Raw genomic sequence first — 22,623 nt, 5'->3', positions numbered from 1 at the left:
AAGCACTTCAATGTAACGCTTGAAGGCATGAGCATCGACGACATCATCGCGTTCGTGGCCGGCCTCGACGGCGTCCTGACGCTCCGGCCGGGTCCCGGGGACGGGACGCCGGAGATCGCCTGGGGCGACGCGTTCTTCTACTACTCCCCCGACGGCGTGGTCCCGACGACGACCCAGCCCTTCGCGACGGTCGTGACGAAGAACTATCCCGGGGACGAGTCGTCCCGGCTGGACCGTCCGGGCGCCTTCCGTGTGAACATCGCCGTGGGCCGGGACGAGTTCGTCCGCCGGACGGGACACGACCCACGCGAACCGGCGCCCGAGGGGACGGACCTCGGCGCGTCCGACACGCTCATCGCGCACCCGGTCTACGCGTCGCAGGGCTGGCTGGCCGTGGTCAACCCCGGTGCGAACACCGAGGCGGACGTCCGGGACCTGCTGCGGCTCGCGCACGGCCTCGCCCGCGCCCGGTACGAGCGGCGGGCGCGCACCGAAGCTCGCGCAGCGGCTGACGAGCAGTGCTGACGAGCAGTGCTCGCGAGCGGTGCTGCCGAGCGGTGCTCGCGAGCGGTAGCGAGCATTTGCGTCGCACCCGCCCATGACAAATGTCATGGGCGGGCGGTGGACGAACTCACTGGGCCGCCGGAAACGCCGGAAGCACCATTGAGCCATGACGAACAAAGCCGCGGGAAACGCGAACGGAATCCAGGACCCGAACCACGTGACGGCCTTTCGCCGGTTGAAGGCACTCGTCGGTCTCTACACCGCCGTCAGCGTCCTCACCTTCGCCGGACTGGTCGCCTACCGCGACTCCTCGTCGGTGACGCAGCCGGTATGGGTTCGCATCAGCATCGTGGCGGTCAGCTCGCTGATCCTCTTCGCGCTCACCCTGCGCGCCTCCCGCGGGTCGCGGGGAGCGTTCCGGCGGGTGCGGATCCTGTCGACGGTCATGCTGGCCGCGATCGTGGTGATCGTGTCGCTGCCTGGCACGTTCCCGGTGTGGATGCGGATCGAGCAGGGCGTCTGCGGGGTGTTCCTGCTGGGCGTGGTCGCGATCTCGAACGGCCGCCGGCTGCGCGCCGGGTTCGCCCGATGATCGGACGGGCCGGCCCGGCGGAGCGGTGGTGGTGTTAGCGTGCGGGCCATGGAACGGGCCGCGGAAGTGACGGCGGGAGGCGGGTCGCCCGGGGGCGATCCGCTCCGCTGGGCCCTCGGCTGGCGGCGGGCGCTGCTCTCCGCCGGAATGTTCGTTTATCCGCTCGTCTCGATGGTCGGCGTGACGCAGTATTCGAAAGGCGCGGCGGCGTTCGCCGGATACGCGGTCGCCCTCGCTTTCTGCGTCGCTTACGCGATGGCGGCGGTCGCGTTCGTCCAGCATTTCCGGCGGCGGTTGTGGGTGCTGCTCGGGCTGATGACCGTCCTGTTCGCCGCCGAGCTCCCGTTCGCCCGCACGTTCGGCTTCTACCTCCTCTCGGTCATCGTGTCGTTCCTGGCGATGATGCAGCCGCGCCGCCTGCCCCTGTTCCTCGGCGGGGCGGTCGCGCTGACGCTGCTGCTGCCGTGGGCGGTGCGTCCCTGGCACACCGGGCCGGGCTGGCTGCAGGCCGCGATGGTGCTGTTCACGGTGCTGGTCGTGCGCGGCTACGCCGAGCTGGCGGGCGCGAACCGGGCGCTGCTGGAGGCGCGGGCGGAGGTGGCGCGGCTCGCGTCGGAGGCGGAGCGCAACCGCATCGCGCGGGACCTGCACGACCTGCTCGGGCACTCGCTCACCGCGATCACGGTGAAGAGCAACCTGGCGCGCCGGCTCGCCGAGGGCGGCGCGGAGCGCGCGGTCGAGGAGATCACCGCCGTGGAGCGGCTGTCGCGGCAGGCGCTCGGCGAGGTGCGCGCCGCGGTGTCCGGCTACCGCGAGGTGACGCTGCCGGGCGAGCTGGCGCGGGGCCGGGAGATGCTGCGCGCGGCCGGGGTCGCCGCGGACCTGCCGTCCGCGGTGGACGTGGTGGCGCCGGCGAACCGCGAGCTGTTCGGCTGGGTCGTCCGGGAGGGACTGACCAACGTGGTGCGGCACGCGCGCGCCACCCGCTGTACGGTCACCCTGTCGGCGGCGGAGGTGGAGATCGTGGACGACGGTGTGGGCGGCGCGTCCGGGCCGGGCAACGGCCTGACCGGGCTGCGCGAGCGCGTCGCGGCGGCGGGCGGCGAGGTGGAGTCCGGCCCTGCGGGCCCTCACGGCTGGCGGCTGCGCGTGACGGTACCCGCCAGCGCGGATTCAGGTGCGGCGGGTTCGGGTGCTGCGGGTTCGGGTGCGGCGTCATGACCGTGCGGCTGCTGCTCGCCGATGACCAGGAGTTGATCCGCACCGCGCTGGCGGCGCTGCTGGATCTGGAGCCCGACTTCGAGGTCGTCGCGCAGGTCGGGCGCGGGGACGAGGTCGTGGCGGCGGCCGAGCGCGAGCGTCCGGACGTGGCGCTGCTGGATGTGGAGATGCCGGGCCTGGACGGGCTGGCCGCGGCGGCGGTGCTGGCCGGGCGCGTGCCGGACTGCCGGGTCGTCATCCTCACCACGTTCGGCCGCGCGGGATATCTGCGCCGGGCGATGGAGGCGGGCGCGGTCGGGTTCGTGGTGAAGGACGCCCCGGCCGAGGCGCTCGCCGACGCGATCCGGCGGGTGGCGCGGGGCGAGCGGGTCGTGGATCCGGCGCTGGCCGCCGCGACGCTGGCCGCGGGCGCGTCCCCGCTGACGGCGCGGGAGCGGGACGTTCTGAACGCGTCCCGGTCGGGCGCCAGCGTCGCCGAGATTGCGGGCAAGCTCTTCCTGTCGGAAGGGACCGTCCGGAATTACCTGTCAGCGGCGATCGCCAAGACCGGAACCCAGAACCGGATGGAGGCGCTCCGCGTCGCCGACGACCGCGGCTGGCTCTGACCTTGTGGCCGGCTGACCTCGTGGCCGACTGATCTCGCGGCCGGTTCCGATCTCAGCGGACCCAGCCCCGGAAGTGCGCGCCGACGGTGGGGGTGGCAGGGCGTCCGGGGTCCGGGCGGGCGGGGCTCTGGGCCTGGTCGAGGGCGGCGGCGACGGCGCGGACGAGCCAGGCGTTGACCGACAGCCCGGCCTCCCCGGCCGCGTTCTCGATGCGCGGCTTGAGGTGCTCGGGGACGCGGAGGGTGATGCGGGCGGTGCCGCCCTCCTCGGCGTCCGAGCGCGGCTCGGGCGGGACCTCGCCGGACGACCCGTGCCCGCCCGCGACTCCAGCCGATGCGGCCTGCGCCCCCGCGACCCCGGCGGACGCGCCGCGCCCGGTCGCCGCGTCCAGCGGCGGTCCGTAGCCGGGGGCAGGATCGGCGGCGGGTTGGTCGGGTGGCGGGGCCACGACGACGAAGTCGGGGTCGCGGCCGCGCAGGCGGACCTCGACCGAGCCGGGAGCGAGGTCGGCGGTGATCTCTCCGGCGGCTCCGGCGAGCGCCTCCAGCAGCACCAGCCGGGCGGTGGCGTCCAGCGGGGCGGTGAGGCGCTCGGCGAGGGCGCGGGCGTCGGGGCCGCCCGCCTCCGCGGCGACCGCGAGTTCGCGGCGGAGACGGTCGACGTACGGGGTGAGGTCCATGACGCCATCATGGGCCCCGTGACGTCACCGCCGCCAACTCGGCTCGCGCGGACGGGAGGGGAAACCGGCGGGCGGGTGGCGTCAGTGACGTCAGCCGGTCAGAGGATGACGACGAGCCCGGCGGCGAACACCAGGTAGAGCACGCCCGTCCAGGCCAGGCGGGCGGGGGTGAGGCGGTGGGCGCGCAGGGTCGCGAGCAGGTAGACGATCGCGACCATGGTCATCGCGCCCGACCACATCAGGGCGTGGTCGAACTTCCACGGCGTGAACAGCAGGCCGAGCCCGGACGGGACGGTCGCCTGGATCATCATCGCGCCCGAGATGTTGGCCAGCGCGAGGCTGGTCTTGCCCTGCCGGACCCAGATCACCGCGTTCATGATCTCGGGCAGCTCGGTCGCGACCGGGGACAGCAGCAGCGCGGTGACCGCGGCGGGCAGCCCGATCATGGGGCCGATCGCGTCGAGCTGGTGCACGAACAGCTGGGAGGCGAAGAAGATCACGGTGAGGGTGGCGAGGGTCTGCGCCGCGACGGCCCACGCGGCCGGGGACTCGCGGCCGGGTTGCAGCTTGAGCGGTTCCAGGTCGTCCTCGACGGCGTCGCCGTCGCCGTCGCGGTCGCCGCCGGTCATCTCGCGCCAGAAGTAGACGGCGTAGACGGCGAAGAACAGCAGGCCCAGCCAGGGCTTGACGGCGAAGGCGACCAGGCCGAGGGCGACCTTGAACACGAACACCGCGAGGAACCAGCGCTGGTCCTTGGCCAGGCGCGCGGCCTCGGCGGGGTCGGTGAGGACCTCGTTCGCGGCGGCTCCGGGCCGTCCGGGATTCCGGTCGGGGCCGTCCGCGAGCGGAGCGCCCGTCCCGGAGGCCGCGGAGCCGGCGGAACCGGTGCTACCCGTGGAACCCGCGGTCGCGGTCACTGCGGCGAGCTGCGCGCGGGCGCGCGTGCGGCGCGTCCACAGCAGGGTCGCGCCGGTGACGGCGTAGGCGACGGTCGCGAGGGCCAGGGGGCCGCCCATGGCGGCGCCGACGCCGATGTCCTTGCCCCGTTCGCCGTCACCGGTGGTGACGGCGACGAGGGTGACGACCGATTCGGGGAGCGCGGTGCCGAAGGCCGCCAGGACGGTCCCGACCGCCATCTTCCCGACGTTCAGCCGGCGGCCGAGCCATTCGACGGCGTTGACGAACCACTCGCACGACAGATAGATCGCCACCGCACAGGCGATCAGCAGGACGAAATGCCACACGTCCGGTACCCGCTCCTCCCGCGTCGCCGGGGGCCGAGGCCGGGGGGCCGCTCGGGGGCGTCCGCGGAGACCTCGATCCCGGCCGGTGACGCGTCTGGTCATCGACAAAGGGATCGAAGGTCTCGCCCGTCCGCCGGTGGCGGACCCGGTCACCGGGAGCGGTGGCTCCAGTGTGTCGACGACCGGTTCGCAGGGCTACTCCCCTTCGCGACTGCGACTCTACCGCATGGCGGCCGGATCACCGCCGACCCGGCCGTCGCGGCGCCCGGCGGACGCGGGCCGGCGCGAGGCGAACGTGAACCTGTTTCGGTCTCTGAGCCGGGACGGTTACGGGCGGTCCATATGCGGGACGCCGGGCTTGGTGTGGAGGCCGGAATCGGTACGGCAAATCCCGGTCAACCCGCATGTCCCGGCAACGGACGTTCGGCAGGATCCGGTCACGATGCGTGCGGGCCCGGCGACCGATGCCGCCGGGACTCCGCGCCGCAGCCCGGCCCGGCCGGGGCACCGCGACGCGGGCCCGCCGGGCGCGGGGCCGCGGCGCGGGGCACGACCGAAACGGCGAAGGTACGGGGGCGGCGGATGACGACGGACACGGTGACCGGATTCCGGATCCCGGAGATCTCCCTGCCCTTCCCCGGCCCGGTGCGGCGCGGCGACGCCGATCTCCTGCGGGCCGGGGTGTGCGGGTGGGCCGAGGAGCGGGGGCTGGTCGGGCCGCGGGGCCGGGCGCGGCTGGAGACCTCCCGGCTGCTAGACCTCGGGATCGCGCTGACCGGCCGGGCCGGGCCGGACGACGCGGCGGTGCTGCTGGCGTGGTTCCTGTGGGTGCTGCTGCTGGACGACCGGGTCGACGACGGGCCGTGGGCGGACGGCGGGGTGCTGGCGGGGTTCTCGGCGTCCGCGCTGGCGGTCCTGCGCGGGGAGGCCGGGCGGGACGCCGTGACCGACCCGATGCTGGCGGTGCTGGCCGACGACCTGTGGCCGCGCACGGCCCTGCTGGCGGGCCCGGCGTGGCGGGAGCGGTTCGCCGGGCACGTGGCGCGGCACCTGAGGGCGCAGTGCGCGCTGGTGGAGCGGCGCGCGAGCGGGCGGCCGCCCCGGTTGCCGGACTACGTCGGGCTGCGGCGCGACCTGTTCGGCGCGGACGTGTTCTTCGACCTGTTCGAGGCCGTGGACGGGATCGCGCCGCCGGACGCGCCGGTGACGGCGGCGTTGCGGGCGGCGGCGGCCGACGTCATCTCCTGGACGAACGACCTGTTCTCGGTGGAGAAGGACATGGCGTTCGGGGAACGTGCCAATCTGGTGCTGCTGCTGCGGGAACGCCACGTCAGGACGCTCCAGGACGCGGTGGACGCGGCCCGGTCGCTGATCGCGGCGCGCGCCGCCGACTTCCAGATCCTCCGCCGGGCCCTGCCGCGCGGGGCGCGCGACGAGAACCGGCTCGCCGACCGGCTGCGCCGGGCGATGCGGGCGTCGCTGGACTGGCACCGGTCGGTGCCCCGGTACCGTCCGCGCACGGCCGCGTCGGCTGCGGCGGCCGAGGCGGCCTCGGCGATGGTGTCGGCCTCCGCGCCGGCCTCGGCCTTCGCAGCAGGAGCGTCGCCGGTCGTGCCGGGCGCCGCGTCCGGGGGTTTCCGTGTCGTGGGGGCGGGTGGTGCCGCGGGTGCGGGACGCGGCGCGGGCGGGTCGGAGGAGGTCGATCCGTCGCTGACGCCGCCGAGCCTGCTGTGGCCGGAGTTCGAGCGCGATCCGTACCCGCTGTACCGGCGGCTGCGCGAGGAGTTCCCGGTCGTCCGGGACGAGCCGCTGGACGCCTGGCTGGTCAGCCGGTACGTCGACGTCCGGGCGGCGCTGTCGGATCCGCGCTTCACCTCGCGCAACTACGGCTGGCAGCTCGCGCCGATGTTCGGCCGGACGGTGCTGCAGATGGAGGGCCGCGAGCACGCGGCGCACCGGTCGTTCCTGACCCCGGCGTTCCGGGGGCGGGCGCTGACGTGGCTACGGGCGGCGATCGAGCGGACGGCCGCCGACCTGGTGGCGGACCTGGCGGCCCGGGCGCGGCGCGGCGGCGGCGTGGTGGACCTGGTGGACGGCTTCTGCCACCGGCTGCCGATCGCGGTCGTGGTGACGGCGCTGGGGCTGCCGGTGGCGGACGCGCCGCTGTTTCAGGAGTGGTACGAGGCGGGGTTCTCGTACCTGAGCAACTACCGGCAGGATCCGGCGCTGCTGGAGCGGGGCCTGTCGTCCCGGGACGAGCTGTACGCCTACCTCGCGCCTTACGTCGCGCGGCGGCGGGTCGCGCCGGGCCGCGACCTGCTGTCGGTGCTCTGCACGGCCGAGGTGGACGGCGCGCCGCTGCCGGACGACATGGTGATGGGCTTCTGCGGGATGCTGCTGGGCGCGGGGGGCGAGACGACCGACAAGGGGCTGCGGTCGCTGCTGGCGAACCTGCTGGACCATCCCGAGGCGCTCGCCGCGGTGCGCGCGGACCCGGGCGGGCTGGCGGGGGCGTGGGTGGAGACGCTCCGCCGGGACCCGCCGGTGCAGGTGGTGCTGCGGCAGACCGGGGAGGCGGTGGACCTGCCGTCCGGGCGGGTGCCGGGCGGGGCGACGGTGGCGTGCCTGGTCGGCGCGGCGGGCCGGGACCCGGACCGGTTCGCCGACCCCGACCGGTTCGACGCGTCCCGGCTGGCGGACGAGCCGGACCGCCAGTTCACGGCGGCGGCGGGGCACCTGTCGTTCGGCGCGGGCCGCCACTTCTGCCTGGGGTCGCAGCTCGCGCGCGCCGAGGCCGAGATCGGCGTCCGGACGCTGCTGGCGGCGCTGCCGCGGCTGCGCTGGGCGGACGGTTTCCGGCCGCGGTTCGGCGGCCTGCTCACCCGCGCGCCGGAGGAGCTGCTCATCTCCCTGCGCTGACGCGCCCCCGCCGCTACGCGGGCGCTCCACGGCCGTTCCACGGGCGGTCCACGGCCGGTCCGCAGGCGGTCCGGGGCCGGTCCACGGGCGGTCCGCGGGGCGGCGGTGCGGGGACGTTTCGAGGTTCGGCGAAACGTCCCTCGGCAACCCTGGGGGCATGAGCTCCCCCACTGAGATCAGAACGGAGTCCAGGACGACCGGCGGCGGGAACGCGCGGCGGCGGGCGGCGTTGGGCGTGGTGTGCGCCGGGATGTTCCTGGTGCTGCTGGACGTCACGATCGTCAACGTCACGCTGCCCGGCATCGGGAGGTCCCTCGGGACGGGCCTCGCCGGGATGCAGGGCGTGGTCGACGGGTACGCGGTGGCGATCGCGGGCCTGCTGCTGGGCGGCGGCGCGCTCGGCGACCGGCTCGGGCACCGGCGGATGCTGGTGGCCGGGCTGGTGCTGTTCGGCGTGGCGTCGCTGGCGTGCGGGCTGGCGTCCGGGCCGGGTCCGCTGATCGCGGCGCGGGCGGTGCAGGGCGCGGGCGCGGCGATGCTGCTGCCGGGCAGCCTGGCGGCGGTGACGCGGATGTTCCCCGAGCCGGGTGAGCAGGCGCGGGCCCTCGGCGCGTGGGCGGCGGTGTCGTCCACGGCGCTGCCCGCCGGTCCGCTGCTGGGCGGGGTGCTGGTGGACGGCCCCGGCTGGCGGTGGATCTTCCTGCTGAACGTGCCGATCGTCGCGGCGGCGGTCGCGGGCGTGCTGCTGCTGGTGTCGCCCGATCCGTCCGGTGCGCGCGAGCGCCGGCGGCTGGACGTGGCGGGGCTGGTGCTCGCTCCGGTCACGCTCGGCGCGCTGGTGTGGGCGGTGATCCAGATCGGGCACGGCGACCGGTCCGGGGCGCTGGCCGCGGCGGGCGCGGCCGTGGCAGGGGCGGTGGCGCTGGTGGTCGCGGAGCGCCGGGCGGCCGATCCGCTGTTCCCGTCCGGGCTGGTGCGGGCTCCGGCGTTCCTCGGCGCGAACGGGGCGTCGCTGGTGATGAACCTGGTCACCAACGGGACGCTGTTCGTGGTGACGTTGCAGTTGCAGCAGGTCCAGGGCAGGTCGGCGCTGGTCGCGGGGGTGATGCTGCTGCCGATGGCGGTGCCGCTGGTGCTGCTGGCGCCGTTGAGCGGCAGGCTCAACGCGCGGTTCGGGCCGCGGCTGCCGGTGCGGACCGGGATCGTGATCGCGCTGTGCGGGGCTCCGGCGCTGCTGCTGACCGGTCCGCACGCGTCCTACGCGGTGCTGGTGCCGACGCTGCTGCTGATCGGGATCGGGGACGGGCTGATCACGGCGTCGGCGGTGTCGGCGGCGATGCGCACCGCGCCGTCCGGGCTGGCGGGCCTGGCGGGCGGGTTCAACAACACCGCGCGGCAGGTCGGCACGGCGCTCGGCGCGGCGATCTTCGGCTCGGTCGCCGGTTCGCCGCTGGACGGGACGGCGTTCGCGAGCGGGCTGCACGTCCTGGCGTGGGTGAGCGCGGCGCTGTGGCTGGCGGGGCTCGCGGGGACCGCCCTGATCCGGCTCTGACGGCCCGGCGGTTCGTCCGGGCGCGCGGCCCTCGACCGCGGCCCTCGACCGGGGGCCCAGGCGGGAAAAGTGGTTGGCCGGGAGGAGACGGCGCCGGTACAACCGGGGGCATGTTGTACAAGTACCCGCGGACCCGGCATCTTCGGGGGTCCCGGCTCCAACCGGGCGACCACGACCTGTCGGCGGCGCCGTTCGGTGAGGTGGCGGGACGGTACCTGGTGGTCGAGGAGAAGCTGGACGGCGCGAACGCCGGGATCAGCTTCTCCTCGTCGGGTGAGCTGCGCCTGCAGAGCCGCGGGCACTTCCTGGCGGGCGGTCCCCGGGAGCGGCAGTTCGCGCCGCTGAAGGCGTGGGCGGCGTCCGTCCAGCACGCGTTGTGGCCGCGGCTTAAGGACCGGTACGTGATGTACGGGGAGTGGCTGTACGCCAAGCACACCGTCTTCTACGACGCGCTCCCCCACTATTTCTGCGAGTTCGACGTCCTCGACCAGCGGGACGGGACGTTCCTGTCGACGGAGAAGCGGCGCGAGCTGCTGGACGGCGCGCCGGTCGTGTCGGTCCCGGTGCTGCGGACGGGCGAGGTCGCCGATCTGAAGGAGCTGACGGCGCTGGTCGGGCCGTCCACCTGCCGGACGCCGCGCTGGCGCGAGGCGCTGCGGGACGCGGCGGTCGCGGCGGGTGCCGATCCGGAGCGGGTGGCGGCCGAGACCGACCCGTCCGACGAGATGGAGGGCCTCTACCTGAAGGTGGAGGAGGACGGGCGGACGGTCGGCCGCTACAAGTGGGTGCGGGCGAGTTTCCTCACCGCGATCCTCGACGCGGGGACGCACTGGCAGGACCGTCCGATCGTCGCCAACGGCCTGGCCGATCCGGAGGTGCTGTATGCGGGTGTGGGATGAGCTGTGCCCGGCCCCGCCGCACTGGACGGTCCCGTGGGACGAGATCGTCGAGGCGTTCGCGTGGGTGAGGCGGCTGGCGGGCGTCCCGCAGGACGCGGTGCACCACGCCGAGGGCGACGTCGCGACGCATACGCGGATGGCGTGCGAGGCGCTCGCGGCGTCGGCGGAGTGGCGGGCGCGTCCGGCGGACGAGCGCGCGCGGCTGTTCGCGGCGGTCCTGATGCACGACGTCGCCAAGCCGGACTGCACGCGGCACGAGGACGACGGGTCGATCACCGCGCACGGCCATTCGCGGCGTGGTGACCTGATGGTGCGGCGGATCCTGTGGGAGCTCGGCGCGCCGGTGGCGTGGCGGGAGCACGTGGCGGCGCTGGTGCGGCACCACCAGGTGCCGTTCTGGGCGCTGGAGCGTCCGGACCTGCGGCAGATCGCGTTCCGGGTGAGCCTGCTGGCGCGCAACGACGACCTGGCGCTGCTGGCGACCGCCGACATCCTCGGCCGGATCTGCGGTGACGTCGGCGAGGTGCTGGAGAACATCGCGCTGTACCGCGAGTACTGCGCCGAGCAGGGGTGCCTGGACGGGCCGCGCGCGTTCCCGTCCGACCACGCCCGGTTCTGGTTCTTCCGCCGTCCGGACCGCGATCCGGACTGGGACGCCTACGACGACACGCGCTGCACGGTGACCGTCCTGTCGGGCCTGCCGGGTGTGGGGAAGGACCACTGGATCGCGGCGCACCGTCCGGGGCTGCCGGTGGTGAGCCTGGACGCGCTGCGCGCCGAGATGGGCGTCGCGCCGACCGGTGACCAGCGTCCGGTGGCGGCGGCCGCGCACGAGCGGGCGCGGGCGCACCTGCGCGCGGGCGAGTCGTTCGTGTGGAACGCGACGAACGTGTCGCGGCAGCTGCGCGGGCAGGCGATCGGGCTGGTCGCCGACTACCGGGGGCGGGTGGAGGTCGCGGCGCTGGAGGCCGCGCCGGGCGTGCTGCGGGCGCGGAACCGGGCGCGGTCCGCGCCGGTGCCGGACGCGGTGATCGACCGGCTCGTCCGGCGGTGGGAGACGCCGGACCCGACCGAGGGCCACCGGGTGGACTGGATCGCGACGGGCTGACCCCGCGGGCGGGATCACGCCCCCGTGCCGCCGGACCGCGGCCGCCGGATGAGAGGGTTTCCCTCGGAGGAGGGACGAGATCATGACGGACGCGGCGGACGGCCGGGTGGCGCTGGTGACCGGCGCGGGGTCGGGGATCGGCGCGGCGGTGGCGGTGGCGCTGCTGGCGCGCGGCTGGCGTGTCGCGCTGGCCGGACGGCACCCCGAGACGCTGGAACGAACGGCCCGCGAGGCGCGCGGCGGCGCTGGCGTGGCCGGGGAGAGCGCGGGCGGTGGCGCGCGGGGCGAGGCGTTGGTGGTTCGGGCGGACGTGACCGTCCCGGAGTCGGTGGACGCGCTGTTCGGGGCGGTCGCCGCGCGCTGGGGGCGGCTGGATCTGCTGTTCAACAACGCCGGGGTGTTCGGCGCGCCCGCCGGGATCGCCGACGTGCCGTTCGAGGCGTGGCGGAGCGTCCTGGACACCAACGTCACCGGGGCGTTCCTGTGCGCGCAGGCCGCGTTCAGGATGATGCGCGACCAGGACCCGCGGGGCGGGCGGATCATCAACAACGGGTCGGTGTCGGCGCACACGCCGCGTCCGCTGTCGGTCGCCTACACCGCGGCCAAGCACGCGGTGACGGGGCTGACGAAGTCGCTGTCGCTGGAGGGCCGGGAGTTCGGGATCGCGTGCGGTCAGATCGACGTGGGGAACGCGGCGACGGACATGACCGCGTCGTTCGGGCGGGGCGTCCTGCAGGCGGACGGGTCGGTGCGGGCCGAGCCGGTGATGGACGTGCGGAACGTGGTGGAGGCGGTGCTGTTCATGGCGGAGCTGCCGGCCGAGGCCAATGTCCAGTTCATGTCGGTTCTGGCGACGGCGATGCCGTCGTTCGTGGGACGCGGGTGACGGCTGCGGCCCCTGTGGCGCTTCGGGTGCGGCCCGGGCGGCGCGGTAGGGATCATGATCGGGGATTCCCTGTCGCGTCCCGCGGGCGGCGACCGTAGGATCGGCGGATGTTCAAGCCCGTGTACCCGATCCGGACGGACCGTCTGGATCTGCGGCCGTTCCGCGACGAGGACCTCGACGCGCTGTACGCCTACCAGTCGCTGCCGGAGGTGGCCCGGTTCCTGTACTGGGAGCCGCGGTCGCTGGAGGAGTCGCGGTCGTTCCTGCGGGACAAGCAGGCGGCGACCGGCTGGGACCGGGAGGGCGACTGGCTGGCGCTGGCGGTGGAGTGGCGCGAGCGCGGCGAGGTGATCGGCGAGGTCAACCTGCAGTGGAGCAGCCGCAGGGACCGCACCGGTGAGCTCGGCTACATCTTCAACCCGGCCTACCACGGCAAGGGGTTCGCGACCGAGGCGGCGCGGGCGGTGCTGCGGCTGGCGTTCGAGGAGGCGGGCCTGCACCGCGTGGTCGGGCGCCTGGACGCGCGCAACGACGCGTCCGCGCGGGTGCTGGAGCGGCTGGGGATGCGGCGCGAGGCGCTGCTGCTGGAGAACGAGTTCGTCAAGGGCGAGTGGGCGAGCGAGCTGGTCTACGCGATGCTGCGCCGCGAGTGGGACGCCCGGAACCGCGCCTGACCGGGGGGCGGGTCCGGGTCGGGGCCGATGACGGCGCGGCCGATCGCGCCGAGGACGACGCCGAGGCCCCAGCCGGCGAGGGCGTCGGTGGGCCAGTGGTAGCCGAGCGCGACGACGGCGACGGCGACGGCGGCGATCAGGGCGTGCACGGCGATCCGCCAGCGGCGGGTGGCGTGCAGGAGCGCGGCGGCCACGGTGAGGCAGGCGGCGGAGTTGGCGGCGTGCCCGGACGGGAACGACAGGTAGCCGCCGGTGAACAGGTGGTCGGCACCGGTGCGAGGCGGGGTGCGGGCGAAGGCGAGCTGGGCGGCGCGGATGGCGGCCTCGGTGCCGAGCAGCCAGATCCCGGCGCGGACGGCCGTCCAGAGGCTGCGGCGGCGCCAGGCGGTGAGCAGCGCGAGGACGGTGACGAGCGTCCCGACCAGCCAGTACTGACCGCCGTTGACGACGGTGCGCCAGAACCAGTGCCAGGCGCCGGTGCGCGGCGGCGGCCCGCCCGCGAAGATCCGGTCGTCGGCATGGCGGAGCAGGCCGCCGGCCAGCACGTCGAGCGTGGTGGCGAGGGCGACCAGCGCGGCCAGGAGCGGCAGTGCCAGGGGCCGCCACGGCGTGCGGCCGGGAAGGCGCCCGCCCCCCGATCGGAGCACCTGCATGCCTCGATCCTGCCCCATCGGCCGGAGTGCGACCGCCCGCCGGGGGCGCGGATGCGCGTTCCCCGACAAGATCGAACATGATTCTTGTCACCGTGCGCCGTAGATCGCCGGCGGCCGGGGCGACACAGTCGGCGGCAGTCGCGCGGCCGGGGGAGGGCCGCGCCGCGTGCGTCTGGAGGAGCCCATGCCGTTGCCGGATGATCACCTGGCGGAGCGTCGCGTGTCCCGGGTGCCGGAGCGCGGGAAGGCCCGCCGCTCCCCCGCCCCGCGCGCGGCCGGGACGCGGCTGCTGGTCACCGGCGCGGCGGCGGCCGCGTGCGCCGTCACGCTGGGATTGGCGGCCCCGGCGGCGTCGGCTCGTCCGGCGGACGGTTCGCCGTCGCGTCCGTCCGCGGCGGCGGTGGGGCTGAAGGCGTCCGACGGGGCGCGGATCACGGCGACGACGTGGCTGGCGGACCGGGAGGTGGATCTCACGGTCGACTCCCCCGCCCTCGGCAAGTCGGTGAAGGTGCGGGTGCTGGTGCCGGCGGGCTGGAGCGCGGACGCCACGCGCACCTGGCCGGTGCTGTACGCGCTGCACGGCGGGAACGACGACTACACGTCCTGGACGAAGAACACCGACATCGCCGCGTGGGCCGCGCCCTACGACGCGCTGGTGGTGATGCCGGAAGGCGGCACGAACGGCTCCTACACCGACTGGTACAACTACGGCCGGGGCGGGACGCCGCGCTGGGAGACCTTCCACACCGAGGAGGTCCGGCAGCTGCTGGAGGAGAACTTCCACGCCGGCGACGCGCGCGCGGTGATCGGGAACTCCTCGGGCGGGGGCGGCGGGTTCGCCTACGCGGCGCGGCATCCGGGGCTGTTCCGGTACGCGGCGTCGCTGAGCGGGATCCTGTCGCTGCGGTACGCGGGGATCCCGGCGATGCTGATGCTGACGAACGCGTCGTCGTTCCAGGACCCGAACGCGATCTGGGGCGTGCCGATCCTCGACGACGCGAACTGGGCGGCGCACGACCCGGCGGCGCTGGCGGACAAGCTGCGCGGGGTGGGGCTGTTCTTCTCGTCGGGGACGACGGGACGTCCGGGACCGGGCGATCCGGACGTCGCGCCGTGGGACATCGGCCTGCTGTCGGAGATCGCCGTCGGCGCGGACAACAAAGACTTCCAGCAGCACCTGGACAAGCTGAACATCCCCTACACCGCGCACATCTACGGGGACGGGCGGCACAACTGGCCCGCGTGGCGGCGCGAGGCGCAGTTCATCTGGCCGACGCTGATGCAGTCGATCGGCGCGTCCCGGAGCTGAGGCGGGACGGCGGAGGGCCCGGCGCGGTGCGTCCGCGCCGGGCCCTCGCTTGTGCCGCCGTTCGTCTCGCTGTTCGTCGCGCTTGCTCGTGTCAGTGGCGCGGGTAGGCGAGGCCGTGGCCGAACGGGTAGAGGATCCGGTCGGGGTGGTCGGCGGCGGGGATGTCGACGGGGAGTCGTCCCTGCGGGCGGTTCGCGCCGAACAGGGTCGCCGCGGCGGCGCGGAGCGCGTCGGCGGTGTAGGAGTAGGTCGCCAGGTAGGCGGGGGCCGCGGGGAAGGCGTTGATGTCGTAGGCGTCCCGGACGGCCAGGACGACGACGGGCTTGCCGGTGGCGATCAGCGCCTTGACGAGATCGGCCTGCCCGGGGCCGTTGTGTCCGGGTTCGGTGGAGGTGTCCCAGGCCTTGTTGGTGGTGACGACGGTGAGGTCGTGGGTGCGGGCGGCGGCGACGGCCGCGGCGATCGTCGCGGGGCTCGGGCTGAGGCCGGTGTCGTGGGCCTCGGCGGTCGCGCCGTACCGTCCGATCTCGGTGGCGAGGGTCGCGGTCGTGGCCGTCCCCCAGCCGGTGACGTAGACGCTGCGCGGGCCGGGGCGCAGCGGGAGGCGGTCGCCGCCGGGCTGCGGGTCGTTCTTGACCAGGGTGGTGGTGCGGTCGGTCGCGCGGCGCGCGGTGGCGAGGTGCTGGGGCGTCCCGACGACGCGGTCCACGCGCGACTCGTCGGCGAAGGGGTCGCGGAACAGGCCGCGGCGCTGCTTGAGCTCCAGGACGCGGTAGACCGACTGGTCGATGCGGTCCTCGGTCAGCTCACCGCTCCGCACCGCGTTGACGACGGCGTCGAGCTGGGTGGCGAACTTCCCGGCGGGCGGCTTCAGCAGGGTGTCCACGCCCGCCTCGAGGGCGAGGACGGGCACCCGGTCGTCGCCGTACTTGTCCCGGACGCCCTGCATGTCGAGCGCGTCGGTGATGACGACGCCGCGGTAGTGCAGCCGGTCGCGCAGGATGCCGGTGACGATCGGCCGGGACAGCGTGGCGGGGTCGCCGGAGGGGTCCAGGGACGGCACCACCAGGTGCCCGGTCATGATCGAGTCGGCGCCGGCGGCGATCGCGGCGCGGAACGGCGGCAGGTCCACGGCCTCCCACTGGGCACGCGTGTGCTTGATCACCGGGACGCCGGTGTGGCTGTCGGTGTCGGCGTCGCCGTGGCCGGGAAAGTGCTTGGGCGTCGCGGTGACGTTCGCCGCGCGGTACCCGGCGAGCTGCGCGGTGACCATGCGGGACACCAGCGCGGGGTCGGAGCCGAAGGAGCGGACGCCGATGACCGGGTTGACGGGGTTGACGTTCACGTCGGCGTCGGGCGCGTAGTCCTGGTTGACGCCGATGGCGCGCAGTTCGGCGCCGGTGATGCGGGCGAGGGCGCGCGCGTCGGCGGTGCGGCGTCCGGCGGCCAGGGCCATCGCGCCGGGCTGCTGGGTGGCGGGCGGACCGACGCGGGCGACGATGCCGCCCTCCTGGTCGATCGCGACGGTCGCGGGGATGCCGTGCCCGGCGGCGCGGGCGGCGCGCTGGATGCCGTTGGAGAACGCGGCGAGCTGGTGCGGGTCGGTGACGTTGTTGCCGTAGTAGATGATGCCGCCGGGCTGGTCGCGGGCGATGAGCTGCGCGGCGTTGTCCACGCCGTAGAGGGAGCGGTTGGCGGCGACGTCCGCCGGGTTGGTGGTGTCGGCGGACGTGCCGTAGATCTGCACGACGAACAGCTGCGCGACCTTCTGCCGCAGCGTCATGGAGCCGATGAGCCGCATCAGGCGGGGGTCGCGTCCGTGGGAGGCGCTCGTGCGCGCGGGCGCGTCGGCGCGGGCGGACGTGGCGACGGCGAGCGGGGCGGCGGCGAGCACGGCGGCGGTCAGCGCGGCCGTGACCGGGGCCGTCCGCCGGGGGCCGCGGCGGACGCGGCTTCGCGTCCGGCTTCGGCGTTGGCCCCGGGCCTCGTTTCGGGCCGGGAGGTGCGGGGCGCGCCCGGGTCGGGGCATGCGTGCGGCCATGGAACGTTCCCTTCCGCCCCCGAGAACGATCTTGTGTGTGGTCCGCACGGTAGCGGTGCGGGGACGGGCCGTCCATGGCAGAACTCGACGAGGCGGGCTGCGGTCGCGCGTGACGGCTGGTCGCACGTGGTGGCGGTCATGCGTTCGGGGCGGTCAGGGGCGGTGGTCGCGGTGGGGCGCCGGGGCGCTGGTGAGGGGGTGTTCCTCGACGTCGTAGCGGCGGACGTAGGCGTCCAGGAACGCCTGGAGGCTCGCGGCGACGGGCAGGCCGAGGACGGCCCCGACCGGTCCGATGATCGCCGTCCCGGCGAGGACGACGCCGAACGCGACGGCGGGGTGCATGTCCAGGGTGCGGGCGGTGATGCGGGGCTGGAGCACGTAGTTCTCGAACTGCTGGTAGGCGACGATGAACAGCAGCGTCCACAGCGCGGTCGAGGGGGCGCGGGTGAGGGCGATCAGGACGGGCGCGGCCCCGGCGAGGTAGGTCCCGACGGTCGGGATGAACTGGGACACGACGCCGACCCACAGCGCGAGGGTGAGCGCGTACGGGACGTCCAGCAGGGTCAGCGCGGCGTAGTGGAACACGGCGGAGACCGCGGCGAGCAGCGCGCGGGAGTAGATGTAGCCGCCGGTCTTGTCGATGGCGATCGTCCAGGCGCGCAGCACCTGCCGTTGCCGGTGGGGCGGGAGCAGGGAGCAGATCGTCCGGCGGAACTGGGGGCCCTCCGCGGACAGGTAGAAGGTGAACAGCACCACGCCGAGGCCCTGGAACAGCACGCCGGCCGCGGTCGCGCCGATCCCCCACACGTTGCCCGCCAGCGCCGACAGGTTCCTCGACAGCTCGCCGCCGACGACGGGGATCTTGCTGACCAGGGTGTGCTTGGACAGTTTCGCGCCGAACGCGTGGTTCGCCCAGTCGATGATCTGGTCGGCGTACCGGGGCGCGCTCTGGACCAGGGTGGTGGTCTGGTTCAGCAGCAGCGAGCCGAGGACGCTGACGAACCCGGCGCCGAGCGCGGCGAGGACCAGGAACATCGCGCCGGTGGCGACGCCGCGCCGCCAGCCCCGGTCGGCGAGCCGGTTCACGGCCGGTTCGATCGCGAACGCCAGGAACAGCGAGATCAGCAGGAGGATGATCAGGCCGCGGAGTCGTTCCAGCAGCCACAGGCCGGCGCCGAACGCGAGCACGGTCGCGGCGGCGAGCACGAACGCGCGCGGCAGCCACGGCGGCATCCGCCGCGCGTCCGGGGCGGACGTGGACTGCGGCCGGGCGTCCGGGGCCGCGGTGGTAGGCGCGCCGGGCGTGGGATTCTGGGCCGCTGGGGTGGGTGGAGCGGACGCGGGGTGCGGGGGCGGTGCGGCGCTGTCCGTGGGGTCGCCTGCGGAGCCGCCGTCGTCGGCTCCGGCGGCGGGGGTCTGCGCCATGCGACGACGCTAACGGCGCGTCCGGGCCCGTCCGCCGGGACGCCGCACGCGCAAGCCGAGCCTTTGCCCCCGCTTCGCACCCCTTTACCGCCCGGCACCGTGGCGGTGGGGTGAGGCTGCGGCGCGGCGGTCAGTCCTCGGCGGAGGCGGTGCGGCTCATGCGGTCGCCGAGGGACGCGGCGGGTTCACCGGATTCGCCGGATGCCTCGTGCGACGCGTCGGGCGCGTTGGCTGTGTCGGCCGTGTCGTCGGGTGCCGCGTCGGGGAGGGCGGTGAGGCGGGGCTTGGCGGCGTAGTCGCCGATGCCGTTCTCGAGGAGGTCGTAGACGCGTTCGGCGGCGGCGTGGACGCCGTCGCGCATCTCCTCCAGGGTCTCGCCGGCGAGCTTGCGCTCGGTGATCTCGTTGACCAGGTGCCACTGCGCGGCGCTGATCATCGCGGCGACGACGCGGGGAGTGATGTCGTCGGGGTCGGCGCCGGTCTCGTCGGCGAGGATGCGGGCGAGGTTGTCCTGCGCGAGTTGGCCGATCTCGCGCTGGCGGGCCGTCAGCGCCGGGCTGTCGCGGACGGTGCGGACCCAGACCTCGGCGCCCTCGTGGAAGCCGGTCCGGAAGGAGCCCTCCTTCAGGCCCTCGAGGAAGGTGCGCCGGTAGAACGCGACGGCGGACTCGCCGGGACGGCGGCCGCGGAACGCGACGGCGGCCTCCTGGATCATCTCGTCCTGCCGGTCGAAGAACAGGTCCTCCTTGGTGTGGAAGTAGTTGAAGACCGTGTTGACCGACACGTCCGCGTTGCGGGCGACGTCGGCGATGGTGACGTTCTCGAATCCGCGCGTCATGAACAGCCCGGTGGCGATGTCGGAGATCTTCCGCCGGGTCTCGAGCTTCTTGCGTTCCCGCAGGCCGAGGCGGGGTTCGGCGTCGTCTCGCGAGGCGTCCGGCGCGGTCTGCTTGCCCATGGGACCGATTCTAGGCGAACTGGTGTCGATGAAAAGTTGGTGTGACTGCAAATTTGGGGTTACTCTATCGGGGTCGCGGTGACCGCCGCGGCGTGGATCTTCCGCTCGGTGGGAGGCTGGGATGATCGAGGCGTGGGGGCTGGCCCGCACGTTCGGCGGCGGGCGCGGCGCCGTGGAGGCCGTGCGCGGGGTGGACCTGTCGGTCGCGTCCGGGGAGATCGTGGGGTTCCTCGGCCCGAATGGCGCGGGCAAGACCACCACGCTGCGGATGCTGACCACGCTGCTCGCGCCGACCGCCGGGTCGGCGACGGTCGCGGGGCGTGACCTGCGGTCCGATCCGGCGGGGGTGCGGCGGCACATCGGATACGTGGCGCAGGGCGGCGGCACCGACCCGTCCGTGCCGGCGGGCGAGGAGCTGGAGCTCCAGGCGCGCCTGTACGGGGTGGCCGATCCGGCGGGGCGGATCGCCGAGCTCGCGCGGCGGCTGGAGCTGGACGGGAAGGGCCTGCTGGAGCGTCCGTCGGGGGCGATGTCGGGCGGGCAGCGGCGCCGGCTGGACGTCGCGCTCGGGCTGGTGCACCGTCCGCCGCTGGTGTTCCTCGACGAGCCGACCACGGGCCTGGATCCGCAGAGCCGCGGCAACCTGTGGGAGCACATCCGGCGCATGCGCGACCGCGACGGCACCACGGTGTTCCTGACCACGCACTACCTGGACGAGGCCGACGCGCTGTGCGACCGGATCCTGATCATCGACCGGGGGCTGATCGTCGCCGAGGGCTCCCCCGCCGAGCTGAAACGGCGGGTCTCCGGCGACGTGGTCACGCTCGAACTGGCGGCGTCCGGCGTGCCGCCCGAGCAGGTCGCGGGCAGGGCGCGCGCGGCGCTGGCCGATCATCCGGCGGTGCGTGAGGCGACGGTGCTGGACGGTTCGCTGCGGCTGACCGTCGACGACGGCGAGCGGACGCTGATGGGCCTGATCCGCGCCCTGGACGAGGCGGGCGTGGAGCTGGCCGGGCTGCGGATGGCGCGGCCCACCTTGGACGACGTGTTCCTGACGGTGACGGGCCGCTCCCTGCGGGACGCGGCGTGAAGGCGAGGAGAACCATGGCGACGAAGGGAACCGAGACGGCCACCGGACCCGGCGAGGACGGCGGCGGAAGCAGCGGCGGGTGTGAGCGTGACGGCGGGCCCGAGCGTGACGGGCGTGAGCGTGACGGGCGGGCGGCCGTCAGCGGGCGCGCGGACGATGCCGGCGGTCGCGATGCCGGCGGTCGCGATGCCGGCGGTCGCGATGCCGGCGGTCGCGATGCCGGCGGTCGCGGTGGTGGTCGCGATGGGAAGGTTCGCGGCGGGATGGGTCGTGGTGCGGCCTTCGCGGCGGAGGGGTTCGCGCTGGGGCGTGCGGTGCGTGACACGCGGCTGATCTTTCTGCGGTATGCGCGGCAGCGGTTGCGCAACAAGGTGAGCGTGGTGTTCGGGTTGACGCAGCCGCTGCTGTACCTGGTGCTGTTCGGGCCGCTGCTGAGCCGGGTCGGCGGGGTGCAGGGCGCGGGCGGCGGCAACACCTGGCGGGCGTTCGTGCCGGGCATCCTGGTCCAGCTTGCGCTGTTCGGCGCGGGGTTCGTCGGGTTCGGGCTGATCGCCGACCTGCGGTCGGGAGTGGTGGAGCGCCTGCGGGTGACGCCGGTGTCCCGGCTGGCGCTGCTGCTCGGGCGGGTGCTGTGCGACACGCTGCTGCTGGTCGTCCAAGCGGTGATGCTGCTGGCGGCGGGTGTGGTGCTGGGGCTGCGGGCGCCGCTGTGGGGCATCGCGACGGGCGTGGTGTTCGTGGCGGCGCTGGCGTTGAGCATCGCGTCGCTGTCGTACGTGCTGGCGATGGCGACCCGCGTCGAGGACTCGTTCGCGCCGCTGCTGTCGACGGTGACGCTGCCGCTGATGCTGCTGTCGGGGATCATCCTGCCGATGAGCATGGCCCCGGCGTGGCTCGACACGGTGTCGCGGTTCACGCCGTTCCGGTACGTGGTGGACGCGGCGCGGGCGGCGTTCCGCGGGGACTTCTCCTCCCCGTCCGTGCTGGAGGGCGCGGCCGTGACCGCGGCGCTGGTGGTGGTGTCGGTGGCGCTCGGCGCCCACCGCTTCCGGAAGGAGAACGCCTGACCGTCCCCCGGTCTTCGGGGGACGGCCCCTTCTCCCGCCTCCTCGGGGCGGGCTCCTTCTCCGGTCTCCTCGGGGCGGGCCGTCCTCCGGTCTCCTCGGAAGCAGAGGCCGACGGGGGTGACGGAGGTTGCGGGGGTGGCGGGGGTGGCGGTGCTAGTGCGGGGTCTTGGAGGTGTCGAGGAGTTCGGGTGTGGGGAGCGGTTCGGCCACGCTCAGCGGCACGGACGTGGTGGAGGTGGTGGTCACGGAGCGTTGGGCGAGGTAGGCGCCGGTGAGGACGACGGCGCCGCCGAGGAGCTGGACGGGGTTGAGGTGTTCGCCGAGGACGACCCAGGCGATGAGGGTGGCGGCGACGGCCTCGGTGTAGGAGAGGGCCCCGGCGACCTGCGCGGACAGGCGGTGCACGGCGGCGTTGCCGGTGAGGTAGGCGAGGACGGTGCTGATCGCGATGATCCAGGCGACCAGGGCCCAGCCGGGGGCGGTGTGCCCGGCGATCGGGACGGGGCCGGCGAGGATGTGCCAGGGCACCGACCAGGGCAGGGCGATCGGGGTGAGGACGACGGCGGCGATGATGCCACCGGCGGCGTTGGTGACCAGGGGGTCGGCGCCGTCGCCCATGCGGTCGAGCAGAAGGAAGTAGGCGGCCTGGCAGGCGGCGGCGCCGAGTCCGGCGGCCAGGCCGAGGGCGTCCAGCCGCAGGCCGTCCCACACCTGCACGACCAGCGCGAGGCCGACCATGGCGACGGCGACGCCGTGCGCGGCGGTGCGCTGGACCTGGACGCGGCGCACCAGCCGCAGCCACAGCAGCACCAGCACCGGGCCGCAGAACTCCAGGAGGATCGCGATGCCGACGGGCAGGCGGGATGCGGCGAGGAAGTACAGGCCCTGGCATCCGGCGATGGCGCCGACGCCGTAGCCGAGGAGCGGGGCGAGGTGGGCGCGGGCGGTGGTCCAGGCGCGGCGTCCGCGCACGGTGGCGGCGAGGGCGGTGAAGACCAGCGCGGCGCCGGCGATGCGTACCCACACCGCCTGCAGGGGGCTGAGCCCGGCCTCGATGAGGGCCTTGCCGAACGGTCCGGATCCGCCGAAGCAGACCGACGACAGGATGATCAATGCCAGTCCGCCGGCGCGGGTCCGTCCCGCGCCGGTGTCGAGGTGTGCCACTTCGGTACCCTCCCACCCTCCGGTTTCAGGAGC

At 74.6% G+C, this 22,623-nt stretch carries 20 protein-coding genes; 13 read left to right on the top strand and 7 right to left on the bottom strand.

The window, feature by feature from the left end:
• Window positions 1–27 precede the first annotated feature (27 nt).
• From ACFPCY_RS08500 to ACFPCY_RS08485, 4 genes are all read left to right on the top strand, one after another.
• Entirely contained in the window at window positions 28–525 is a 498-nt protein-coding gene (locus ACFPCY_RS08500) for a DUF6194 family protein (RefSeq protein WP_378253093.1), read from the top strand.
• 145 nt (window positions 526–670) lie between these two features.
• Window positions 671–1,096 (top strand): hypothetical protein, encoded by a 426-nt coding sequence (locus ACFPCY_RS08495; protein WP_378253092.1) that lies wholly within the window; start codon window positions 671–673, stop codon window positions 1,094–1,096.
• 48 nt (window positions 1,097–1,144) lie between these two features.
• Complete coding sequence (locus ACFPCY_RS08490; RefSeq protein WP_378253091.1) at window positions 1,145–2,317, top strand: sensor histidine kinase; 1,173 nt, start codon at window positions 1,145–1,147, stop codon at window positions 2,315–2,317.
• Window positions 2,314–2,922, top strand: coding sequence for a response regulator transcription factor (locus tag ACFPCY_RS08485; protein ID WP_378253090.1), 609 nt, complete (start codon window positions 2,314–2,316; stop codon window positions 2,920–2,922). The genes ACFPCY_RS08490 and ACFPCY_RS08485 overlap by 4 nt, the downstream gene beginning before the upstream one ends.
• Window positions 2,923–2,974: 52 nt before the next feature.
• On the opposite strand, the gene ACFPCY_RS08480 is transcribed toward ACFPCY_RS08485, so the two are convergent.
• Together ACFPCY_RS08480 and ACFPCY_RS08475 are read right to left on the bottom strand one after the other, a co-directional pair.
• Complete coding sequence (locus ACFPCY_RS08480; protein WP_378253089.1) at window positions 2,975–3,601, bottom strand: hypothetical protein; 627 nt, start codon at window positions 3,599–3,601, stop codon at window positions 2,975–2,977.
• Between the two features lie 98 nt (window positions 3,602–3,699).
• Window positions 3,700–4,845 carry a sodium:calcium antiporter gene (locus tag ACFPCY_RS08475; protein WP_378253088.1) on the bottom strand — a complete coding sequence of 382 codons (1,146 nt, stop codon included), beginning with the start codon at window positions 4,843–4,845 and terminating at the stop codon, window positions 3,700–3,702.
• Between the two features lie 582 nt (window positions 4,846–5,427).
• On the opposite strand from ACFPCY_RS08475, the gene ACFPCY_RS08470 reads away from it, so the two are divergent.
• The 6 genes from ACFPCY_RS08470 (at window position 5,428) to ACFPCY_RS08445 (ending at window position 12,883) form a co-directional block, all read left to right on the top strand.
• Window positions 5,428–7,764 carry a cytochrome P450 gene (locus ACFPCY_RS08470; protein ID WP_378253087.1) on the top strand — a complete coding sequence of 779 codons (2,337 nt, stop codon included), beginning with the start codon at window positions 5,428–5,430 and terminating at the stop codon, window positions 7,762–7,764.
• A gap of 157 nt (window positions 7,765–7,921) precedes the next feature.
• Complete coding sequence (locus tag ACFPCY_RS08465; protein WP_378253086.1) at window positions 7,922–9,316, top strand: MFS transporter; 1,395 nt, start codon at window positions 7,922–7,924, stop codon at window positions 9,314–9,316.
• Between the two features lie 110 nt (window positions 9,317–9,426).
• Window positions 9,427–10,215, top strand: coding sequence for an RNA ligase family protein (locus tag ACFPCY_RS08460; RefSeq protein ID WP_378253085.1), 789 nt, complete (start codon window positions 9,427–9,429; stop codon window positions 10,213–10,215).
• Entirely contained in the window at window positions 10,199–11,323 is a 1,125-nt protein-coding gene (locus ACFPCY_RS08455) for an AAA family ATPase (protein ID WP_378253084.1), read from the top strand. Before ACFPCY_RS08460 ends, ACFPCY_RS08455 begins: the two co-directional genes overlap by 17 nt.
• A gap of 82 nt (window positions 11,324–11,405) precedes the next feature.
• Complete coding sequence (locus ACFPCY_RS08450; RefSeq protein WP_378253083.1) at window positions 11,406–12,209, top strand: SDR family oxidoreductase; 804 nt, start codon at window positions 11,406–11,408, stop codon at window positions 12,207–12,209.
• Between the two features lie 107 nt (window positions 12,210–12,316).
• Window positions 12,317–12,883, top strand: coding sequence for a GNAT family N-acetyltransferase (locus tag ACFPCY_RS08445; RefSeq protein ID WP_378253082.1), 567 nt, complete (start codon window positions 12,317–12,319; stop codon window positions 12,881–12,883).
• Here the strand turns inward: ACFPCY_RS08445 and ACFPCY_RS08440 are convergent.
• Window positions 12,838–13,536: a phosphatase PAP2 family protein gene (locus ACFPCY_RS08440; protein WP_378253081.1), complete on the bottom strand. Its 699-nt coding sequence runs from the start codon at window positions 13,534–13,536 to the stop codon at window positions 12,838–12,840. The genes ACFPCY_RS08445 and ACFPCY_RS08440 overlap by 46 nt on opposite strands.
• 220 nt (window positions 13,537–13,756) lie before the next feature.
• Between ACFPCY_RS08440 and ACFPCY_RS08435 the strand changes: the two genes are divergently transcribed.
• Complete coding sequence (locus ACFPCY_RS08435) at window positions 13,757–14,845, top strand: alpha/beta hydrolase (RefSeq protein WP_378253080.1); 1,089 nt, start codon at window positions 13,757–13,759, stop codon at window positions 14,843–14,845.
• A gap of 91 nt (window positions 14,846–14,936) precedes the next feature.
• Here the strand turns inward: ACFPCY_RS08435 and ACFPCY_RS08430 are convergent, their stop codons facing one another.
• The 3 genes from ACFPCY_RS08430 to ACFPCY_RS08420 form a co-directional block, all read right to left on the bottom strand.
• Window positions 14,937–16,886: a glycoside hydrolase family 3 protein gene (locus tag ACFPCY_RS08430; protein ID WP_378253079.1), complete on the bottom strand. Its 1,950-nt coding sequence runs from the start codon at window positions 16,884–16,886 to the stop codon at window positions 14,937–14,939.
• Between the two features lie 153 nt (window positions 16,887–17,039).
• Entirely contained in the window at window positions 17,040–18,311 is a 1,272-nt protein-coding gene (locus ACFPCY_RS08425) for an AI-2E family transporter (RefSeq protein ID WP_378253078.1), read from the bottom strand.
• Window positions 18,312–18,441: 130 nt separating this feature from the next.
• Window positions 18,442–19,269, bottom strand: coding sequence for a TetR/AcrR family transcriptional regulator (locus tag ACFPCY_RS08420; protein WP_378253077.1), 828 nt, complete (start codon window positions 19,267–19,269; stop codon window positions 18,442–18,444).
• Between the two features lie 121 nt (window positions 19,270–19,390).
• Between ACFPCY_RS08420 and ACFPCY_RS08415 the strand changes: the two genes are divergently transcribed.
• Window positions 19,391–20,359, top strand: a complete 969-nt coding sequence (locus tag ACFPCY_RS08415) for an ATP-binding cassette domain-containing protein (RefSeq protein ID WP_378253076.1) — start codon at window positions 19,391–19,393, stop codon at window positions 20,357–20,359.
• A gap of 263 nt (window positions 20,360–20,622) precedes the next feature.
• Window positions 20,623–21,426: an ABC transporter permease gene (locus ACFPCY_RS08410; RefSeq protein WP_378253075.1), complete on the top strand. Its 804-nt coding sequence runs from the start codon at window positions 20,623–20,625 to the stop codon at window positions 21,424–21,426.
• A gap of 153 nt (window positions 21,427–21,579) precedes the next feature.
• On the opposite strand, the gene ACFPCY_RS08405 is transcribed toward ACFPCY_RS08410, so the two are convergent.
• A complete protein-coding gene (locus tag ACFPCY_RS08405; protein WP_378253074.1) occupies window positions 21,580–22,590 on the bottom strand; it encodes an EamA family transporter in 1,011 nt (336 codons plus the stop codon).
• Window positions 22,591–22,623: the final 33 nt, after the last annotated feature.

The sequence above is a fragment of the Actinomadura gamaensis genome, assembly GCF_042652125.1.
Classification (GTDB): domain Bacteria; phylum Actinomycetota; class Actinomycetes; order Streptosporangiales; family Streptosporangiaceae; genus Spirillospora; species Spirillospora gamaensis.
The sequence above is the reverse complement of the archived record's forward strand: the minus strand, read 5'-3'. Positions and strand labels throughout refer to the sequence as shown.